Annotated in this window: 8 protein-coding genes; 6 read left to right on the top strand and 2 right to left on the bottom strand. The window is 33.2% G+C overall.

Going from position 1 to position 8,482, the window contains the following annotated elements; all coding sequences use genetic code 11:
* Positions 1-447: 447 nt before the first annotated feature.
* The 6 genes from ACQKCJ_RS23555 (at position 448) to ACQKCJ_RS23530 (ending at position 3,527) form a co-directional block, all read left to right on the top strand.
* Entirely contained in the window at positions 448-744 is a 297-nt protein-coding gene (locus ACQKCJ_RS23555; protein WP_271338610.1) for a hypothetical protein, read from the top strand.
* Between the two features lie 52 nt (positions 745-796).
* Positions 797-1,093, top strand: a complete 297-nt coding sequence (locus tag ACQKCJ_RS23550) for a hypothetical protein (RefSeq protein WP_271338611.1) — start codon at positions 797-799, stop codon at positions 1,091-1,093.
* A gap of 30 nt (positions 1,094-1,123) precedes the next feature.
* Positions 1,124-1,417: a hypothetical protein gene (locus tag ACQKCJ_RS23545; RefSeq protein ID WP_271338612.1), complete on the top strand. Its 294-nt coding sequence runs from the start codon at positions 1,124-1,126 to the stop codon at positions 1,415-1,417.
* A 28-nt stretch (positions 1,418-1,445) separates the two neighbouring features.
* On the top strand, positions 1,446-1,742 hold the full coding sequence (locus tag ACQKCJ_RS23540; RefSeq protein WP_271338613.1) for a PepSY-like domain-containing protein: 297 nt from the start codon (positions 1,446-1,448) through the stop codon (positions 1,740-1,742).
* A gap of 15 nt (positions 1,743-1,757) precedes the next feature.
* Positions 1,758-2,054 carry a hypothetical protein gene (locus ACQKCJ_RS23535; RefSeq protein ID WP_427403054.1) on the top strand — a complete coding sequence of 99 codons (297 nt, stop codon included), beginning with the start codon at positions 1,758-1,760 and terminating at the stop codon, positions 2,052-2,054.
* A gap of 129 nt (positions 2,055-2,183) precedes the next feature.
* Positions 2,184-3,527, top strand: coding sequence for a sigma-54-dependent transcriptional regulator (locus tag ACQKCJ_RS23530; protein WP_271338615.1), 1,344 nt, complete (start codon positions 2,184-2,186; stop codon positions 3,525-3,527).
* Here ACQKCJ_RS23530 and ACQKCJ_RS23525 read toward each other — a convergent pair.
* Together ACQKCJ_RS23525 and ACQKCJ_RS23520 are read right to left on the bottom strand one after the other, a co-directional pair.
* On the bottom strand, positions 3,524-5,965 hold the full coding sequence (locus ACQKCJ_RS23525) for an ATP-binding response regulator (protein WP_427403053.1): 2,442 nt from the start codon (positions 5,963-5,965) through the stop codon (positions 3,524-3,526). The genes ACQKCJ_RS23530 and ACQKCJ_RS23525 overlap by 4 nt on opposite strands.
* Before the next feature lie 176 nt (positions 5,966-6,141).
* Positions 6,142-8,043 carry a S9 family peptidase gene (locus tag ACQKCJ_RS23520; RefSeq protein WP_271338617.1) on the bottom strand — a complete coding sequence of 634 codons (1,902 nt, stop codon included), beginning with the start codon at positions 8,041-8,043 and terminating at the stop codon, positions 6,142-6,144.
* Positions 8,044-8,482: the final 439 nt, after the last annotated feature.

Genomic DNA, 8,482 nt, shown 5'->3' with positions numbered 1-8,482 from the left:
TATCGTAAATTAAGAACCGCCTTGGTACGGATCCGTATGCCGGGTGGTGTGGAAGGTCGCCTAGGGAATTAATCCCTAGGCTCCTATCCGATTAGGGTGATGATGTATTTATTTTGAAAAGCAATGTCATCCTGAGCAAAGTCGAAGGCTTTCAGTTGAATCAGTCTTTTTGTGTTATAACTGATCTTGTTAAACCCGACAGATTTCTAAAACCTGTCGGGTACTTTTATTCAAGAAAACAACTAAGTAAACATTATTTGTGTATACTTTTTACACACCGTTTAGAGGAATTACACACTTTTTTGTAAATTAATTTTTTGGCACATTAGTGATAAAGTCTTTAAATATAGGGTTTTATGCAGGTATGGAGAGGGTGTTTGAGTTGCGGCATAATAATTTCATTATCTAAAGCGTAAACAACTATTAAATAATTAAAATATACACATTATGAAAAATCTATTTTTATCAGCCGCAATTGTTTTAGGAAGTTTAACTTCATTCGCTTCAACTTCTCCTATTACAAATAATATCGTAAAAACGATTTCTATTGAAGATGAATACACAGAAATCAAATTAGAAGAATTGCCAGCAGCTATTTCAGAGTCTTTGAAAAAAGCATATCCTGATGCAGTAATTACTAAAGCATACAAAAACGAAAAAGCAGAATATAAACTTGATGTTACCGTTGGTGACAAAGTAGGGAATCTTTTTGCTAACGCAGATGGATCTTGGATTAAAAAATAATAAAAACTACTTAAAATCAATTAATTAACTTTACATTTAAAATATATATATTATGAAAAATCTATTTTTATCAGCCGCAATAGTTTTGGGAAGTTTAACTTCATTTGCTTCAACTTCTACAATTACAAATACAATCGTAAAAACAATTACAATTCAGGACGAGTACACTGAAATTAAAGTGGAAGAAGTACCAGCTGCAATTACAGATGCTCTTAAAAAAGCGTATCCGGATGCAGTACTTTCAAAAGCATACAAAAATGCTAAATCAGAGTATAAACTTGATGTTACCGTTGGTGACAAAGTAGGGTCTCTTTTTGCTAATGCAGATGGATCTTGGATCAAAAAATAATTTAGAAATTAAACTATAAAAACTATCACTATGAAAAAGTTAATCTTATCGGCAGCCATCCTATTAGGAGGTTTGTCAATGCAAGCAGGAAATGTAGCCGTGACAAGTTCAATGGTACAATCAGTAAATGTAAGTCAGGACGAATATAAAGAAGTTGATGCTGTTCCGGCAGCTATTAAAACAGCTTTAGACAATGCTTATCCAGGTGTGAAATTGGATAAAGCATATGTAAACGAGAAGAAAGAGTATAAAATAGAGATTACCGTAAGAGGTGAAAAATCTACTGTTTATACAGATGCTTCTGGTAACATTATTAAAAAGTAATTATAAGTAACCCATAAAAACTATTATTATGAAAAAGTTAATCTTATCAGCAGCAATCATTTTAGGAGGTTTGTCAGTTCAGGCAGCTAATCCTGTAGTAAAAACGTCAATGACCCAGTCAGTGACCGTTCAGGATGAATTTACTGAAATTGGTGCAGATGCCGTTCCGGCAGCTGTAAAATCTACAGTCGAAAAATCTTTTCCAAATACGAAACTTGAAAAAGCGTATAAAAACGAAAAGAATGAGTACAAGTTAGAGATCTCTAATGGTGACAAAAAGTATACTGTATTTACAGATGCTTCAGGAAACATCATTAAAAAATAATTTAAGGATAGCATTATGAAAAAGTTAATCGTATCAGCAATAATAGTATTAGGAAGTTTGTCTACTTACGCAAGTAATGAGACAAGTCCAACACAAACTAAGGCGGTTGTTTCTGCTCAGGCAGAATATACAGAAGTGAGTGCAGATGCTGTACCGGCTGCTATAAAAACCGCACTGCAAACTGCTTATCCGGGAGCAAAACTGGACAAGGCATTTGTGAATGAAAAAAAAGAGTATAAACTCGAAATATCGGTTGGTGACCAAAAGGCTACTGTTTTTTCAGATGTCAATGGCAACTGGTTGAAGATATAAATTAGGTGAATTTAGATTTATGTTTTTGGTGAAAAAGAGATTGCAATATGCAATCTCTTTTTTTTTGCATAATTTTGTGAAAAGACAATTTTAATAATCTTATTTTAGCAAAAAAGTCCCTAAAAACAAATGCCAAAGATATTACTGATAGAAGATGATATTTCGTTTTGTAAATTATTAGAGAAATTTCTAGTAAAAAAATCATACGATGTAACAATTGCTTTCTCTGCTGCGGAAGCGAGACTAGCAATCAAAAAAGAATCCTTCGATTTGATTTTGACAGATCTTCGTTTGCCAGATTCTGACGGTATTGGATTGATGACGGAAATTAAAGCATCATATCCTGAAGTGCCTGTTATACTTATGACAGGATATTCTGATGTAAATACTGCGGTTAAAGCTATTAAAAATGGTGCAGCAGATTATATCTCGAAACCTTTTAATCCGGATGAGGTTTTATTGGTTATTACAAATGCCTTAAAAACTTCAGAAATAGAAGAAGTTCCTGTAAAGGAAAAGAAATCTGTAAAGAAACAAACCAATACTGAAAACGAGTTTGTAAAAGGAATTTCTGTTGCTTCAAAAAAATTATTGGATCACATTCATTTGGTAAGTCCAACAGATATGTCGGTTTTGATTATTGGAGAAAGCGGAACAGGAAAAGAAATCATTGCTAAAAGTATTCATCAGCAAAGTTTGCGAAAGAATAATAATTTTATTGCCGTTGATTGCGGAGCTATTCCAAAGGAATTGGCTGCAAGTGAATTCTTCGGACATTTAAAAGGATCTTTTACCGGGGCAATCAATGACAAAATGGGGTATTTTGAAGCTGCTAACGGCGGAACTCTTTTTTTAGATGAAATTGGTAATCTTTCATACGAAAATCAAATACAGTTGTTAAGAGCGCTTCAGGAGCGAAAAATTAAACCAGTAGGGAGCAATAAAGAAATTAACGTCGATATCCGAATCATTACCGCTACAAACGAAGATTTACGTGAAGCAGTAAAAAACGGTGATTTCAGAGAAGATTTATACCATAGAATCAACGAATTCTCTATTCAGTCGCCATCGCTAAAAGACAGGGATGAAGATTTGATGGTTTTTGCAGATTATTTTCTGGAAAAAGCCAATGAACAGTTGAATAAAGATATTATAGGATTTTCGCCGGAAGTTGTTGCTATTTTTCAAAATTACAACTGGCCCGGAAATTTACGTGAATTGCAAAATTGTGTTAAACGTGCAACCCTTTTATCTCAGGGAGATTTTATCGAAAGCGAAGTTTTACCAGCTGAATTCTTCCAGATACAGAAACAACAAACCACAAACGGTAATTTTTCATTATCTGAAAATGAAAAAGAAGCCATTATTCATGCTTTGTCAAAAGCACAGAACAATAAATCTGAGGCTGCAAAATTGCTTAAAATTACCCGTAAAACACTTTATAATAAATTAAAGCAATACAATATAGATTAAGCTATTTCTTTGTTTAAAGCTGTAAAAAGTAAGTCTGTTTTTGATTTCAACACTTTAAAAAGATCATTTAGATCAGAAGTTTCAAGGTTTTTATTTTCTAAAACTTTTAAAATTTCGCCAATTTCACGCGCCTGGATTTGTTTGAACATAGGTGCGATTCTGTGAGCAATAGAGTTTATTTCGGTTATATTTTTTTCTGCAATTGCGACTTCTAATAAACTTAAGTTCTCACTGCTGCTTTCTATAAATGATTTCAAAACTTCTCGTAATGCCTTTTCGTCATTGCCTAAAAACTCGTTTAAAGTTTCGACTGAATACAGTTTAGAACTGGTTTTTTCTTCTCCTTTATTAATGCTGACATTGGGTAATGTATCATTTTCTAAAATAAGATGAATTGTTTCTAACAGTATTTTTGGCGAATATGGTTTTTGTATTACAGTTGTAAAACCGGCCTCGCTGTAAACAGTAGGATCCAGATCTGTTCTTCCGGTTAATGCAATTATAGGTTGGTTTTTATAGGTCGAATATCCCGAAGTTTTTAATTTTTTCAGGAACATAAAACCATCCATTTCCGGCATTTGGATATCAGTGATCACAAAATCAAAATTGGTGTTCTGGATCGCTTCCAATGCTTTTGCAGCACTGCTAAAAGACAATACCTGATGTTGTTCTTGTCGTAAAACGCCGCTCGTTAAATTTAGAAGATTAATGTCATCGTCTAAGACAATAAACGTTTGTTTTCTGGTATTTTGAATAACAGGTTTCTTAATCTCAGGAATTGAGTTCTGACTATTGTCAAACTGCAGGGGAAGCTGAACTTCAAAAGTACTTCCTTTTCCAAAAGTGCTTTCCAGTTTTAAATCTCCTCCTAAAATAGCTATGATTTTTTGACAGATCGACAATCCTAAACCAGTCCCGCCATATTTTTTCTCAATGTTTTCATTCGCTTGTGCAAATTCCTCAAAAACTAATTTCTGGTTTCCTTTCTCGATTCCAATTCCTGAATCCTGAATTCTAATGACAAATTTTTCGTCATGATCCGTTGTGTAAGCGCTGATTTTTATAAAACCTTCCTCAGTAAATTTATAGGCATTTCCTATTAGATTGCTCAGGATTTGTTTTAGTCTGAATGGATCTCCAACAATTCTTGTATTGAGTTTTTCATCAACATTAATAATAAGGTCAATGTCTTTTTGTTTGTAGACGGTCTGAATGCTTTTAGCTACTTCGTCGATAACATCAGGTAATAAAAACGGAACCTTTTCAATGCTGATTTTTCCGGCTTCAATTTTAGAAAAGTCCAATAAATCCTGAACTAATTGTGTAATATATTCAGATGAATTTTTGATGTTTTTAATAAAATACGATTGTTTTGTATTGACATCTGAGTTTCCTAAAAGTTCAGAATACCCCACAATAGTACTCAAAGGAGTTTTTAAATCGTGACTAACGGTCGAGATGAGTTGTTCACGGCTTTTAAGTAAGTTCTTCGTTTTAAAATTCGCAATCTCAAGCTGTTTTTTATACAATTGAGATTTAGAGTAATCGCTCACAATCAAAAACGAAAAGAATAAGGTTAATACCAGACCAATAATAGCCGAAACGGTTACAATCTCGTTGACTTTTTTAAGGGATTTTTCTTTTAATGAGTTGTTCTTTATGGAGTTAATGATGATTTCTCGTTCGATAATGCGCAGTACTTTTCGAAGTTGGTCCGAAATTGCAATTTCATTTTTCAGCAATTTGTTTTCTTCAAAATTCAGCGATTCTTTTTTCTTTTCGGCCTTTATTTTTACATTGCTCAGCAGTTTTTTAGAATTGGCCAAAATTGAGTCAGAGGCTTGTTTGCTCAGCGTATTGGTGCTGTCGTCGGGAATGTTTTGATTGAGGTAATCAACATATTTTTGCAATACATTACGTTGGTAGGTTCCTAATTGATTTGGGTTTTTGTTGAAATCCTGAAGTTCTAATTTTCGGAGTTTGAACTCCATTTTAGTAATTTCATCAATAGCAGTATTGACCGAAACTTCGTCTTCGGCTTTATTTTTTATGGTTTTTAATTGTTGAATATTTTTTGTTTTTTCAGACAATAGATAAGTTACACTATCCAGTAATGTCTTTTGATATTGGGTAGTAACAATTTTTTTTAAAGTATCGATTCTGTTTTTTAGAGAATCCGTTTCTATAATGTAATTTCTAAAGTCTTCCTCAGAGTTGGTCTGGATTGTTTTCCTTGCTAAGCTTTCTGTTTTGTATACATTCGAAAATAGTTTACTAACCCTAAGAATCTTCGTTTTTTCAAACGCAATTTTATCTTCTAATTTATTATAAACTACATTTTCAGAATATAAAAACCATCCAACAGTAACAACCAAAGCCAGTAAAGCAACATAACTGAATAAAACTTTAAGTGCTGTGTAACTTTTTTTGCTCTCCATAGATTGTTGTTGTGGGATTGGGACGTTTTGTGATGGGAAATTGCTGCAATTTATTCAAAATTTCTCTCTTAGAAATACAAATTAATGCTAATCTTTTACATAATTAAAAGGTTAAAAAAACAAAATAGCCGTAGATTATATAAAATCTACGGCTATTGCATGTTTGTATGAAATGATTAAAGCGTCTCGTCTAACCATTTAAAAAATTCACCTTGCCAAACCTGAGCGTTTTGAGGATGTAAAACCCAGTGATTTTCGTCAGGGAAGTACACAAATCTAGATTTGATTCCTCTTAATTGTGCAGCCTGAAAAGCTTCTTGTCCTTGCCCGATTGGTACACGGAAATCTTTTCCTCCCTGGAAAATCAAAATTGGTTTATTCCAGTTTTGAACTAAAGTTGCAGGGTTAAAAACAGTATATGCTTTTTGAGCTACAGCATTATCTTTTTCCCAGTAAGGACCACCAAAATCCCAGTTGTTAAAGAAAACTTCCTCAGTAGTTCCTAACATACTTACCGTATTGAACACTCCATCGTGCGCGATAAAAGTTTTGAAACGGTTTTTGTGAATTCCAGCTAAATAAAATACTGAATATCCTCCGTAGCTTGCACCAATACAACCCAAACGCGATTTGTCTACATATTTTTCTTTAGAAACATCATCGATTGCAGAAAGGTAATCGTCCATAACCTGTCCGCCCCAGTCTTTACTAATTTGTTCGTTCCATTCAACACCATGTCCCGGCATTCCGCGACGGTTTGGTGCAACAACTACATAACCTTTAGCAGCCATTAATTGAAAATTCCAACGGAAAGAATACGATTGTGTCAACGGAGATTGAGGTCCTCCCTGACAGAATAATAAAGTTGGATATTTTTTAGAAGCATCAAAATTTGGAGGTAAAATTACCCAAACCAACATTTTTTTACCATCAGTAGTCGTAACGTAACGTTTCTCTGTTTTGCTAAGTGCTAATGTTTTATATGTTTCTGTGTTAACATTGGTTAATTGTTTCCAGGTGTTTTTCTTTAAGTTAAAAGAATAAATTTCCGGAGCGTGGTTCATATCGTTTCTTGTTACGATAATATCATCGCCTGCAAGACCAACTAAATCATTTACATCAAAATCTCCATTTGTCAACTGACGAACAGTAATCGCAATTCTGGTTAATCCCGGGAAGTTTACAGTAAATAATTGTTTTGTACCATCGACAGCGGCTACAAAAAATACGTTTTTACCATCTTTACTCCAGATGAAATTATCAACCGTTCCGTCCCAATTTGCCGTTAAGTTTGTTTTGATTCCTTTAAACTCGACAATAATATCGTTTTTATCCGCTTCATAACCGTCGCGTTTCATTTGTAACCAGGTCAAATTTCCTGTTGGAGAAAATTGAGGTGCCATATCGTAACCTAAATTCTCTTCAGTTCTATTGATCGTTTTCTGAGTATCTAAATTGTACTCGTAGATATCGGTATTGGTAGAAATTGCATATTGCGTTCCTGCTTTTTTCTTGCATACATACAAAATGCTTTTTCCGTCAGGAGACCAGATATAATCTTCGTCGCCACCAAAAGGTTTTTGAGGAGAATCAAAGTTTTCGCCTTTCAGGATGTCAATTCCTTTTGCACCGTCTTTGTTTTCTTTATAAAAAACGTGGTTAAATTTACCTTCGTTCCAGGTGTCCCAATGACGATAATCTAAACCATCATAAATTTGAGCATCTGATTTGTCCAGTTTTGGATAAAAATCTTTACCTAAAACCTTGTCGATTTTTACTTCTTCGTTGTAAACTAAAAATTTTCCATCAGGAGAAACATTTTTATCAGCTATAACCTCTTTTGTGTCTTTGATTTCAGTTGCATTTCCGCCATTTACAGGGATAATGTAAAATTTAGAAGACGATTTGTTTTCTTCGATAGAAGGAGTCGAAACCTTAAAAACAACATTCTTCGCATCTTTTGAAAGTCCAAGAGCACTCACTCTTCCTAATTTCCATAACAATTCCGGAGACATTACATTCTGTCCGATAGCGTTTAAACTCATCATTATTAAGGTTGTAAATAATACTTTTTTCATAATAAAATTCTAATATTCGTGAGGCTAAAAGTACAAATATATTTTAGCAGTAAATGTTAAAAAGTATTAAACCATATAAGTAATATAAGTTCATTTTAAGGTTTGCTTTTTGCTATTACGGGATTAAGTCATATTAATAAGTAATGCTTGATTTTTCTTAATCTCTATAACGCTTAATTTAAAAATAAAATGTTTTAAAAGTTATTTTTATACGTGACAAGAAAACTTTTAAATGAACTTATATTACTTATATGGTGAACCAAAAAGCAGTATTTTTATAAAAATTTGACCGCAGAATTTGTCCTGACGAAAATTGTAGAAAATAAATTGTAAGATTTACTTAAAAATGTAATTTTACCGAATCAGGATTTCCGGATTGCTCCTCGTTGGAGCGGAATCTTTGAAATAGGAAATAGTAAAATCCTGTTGCTGTTCAACT

Source organism: Flavobacterium sp. NPDC079362 (assembly GCF_050267765.1).
Classification (GTDB): Bacteria; Bacteroidota; Bacteroidia; order Flavobacteriales; family Flavobacteriaceae; genus Flavobacterium; species Flavobacterium azizsancarii.
The sequence above is the reverse complement of the archived record's forward strand: the minus strand, read 5'-3'. Positions and strand labels throughout refer to the sequence as shown.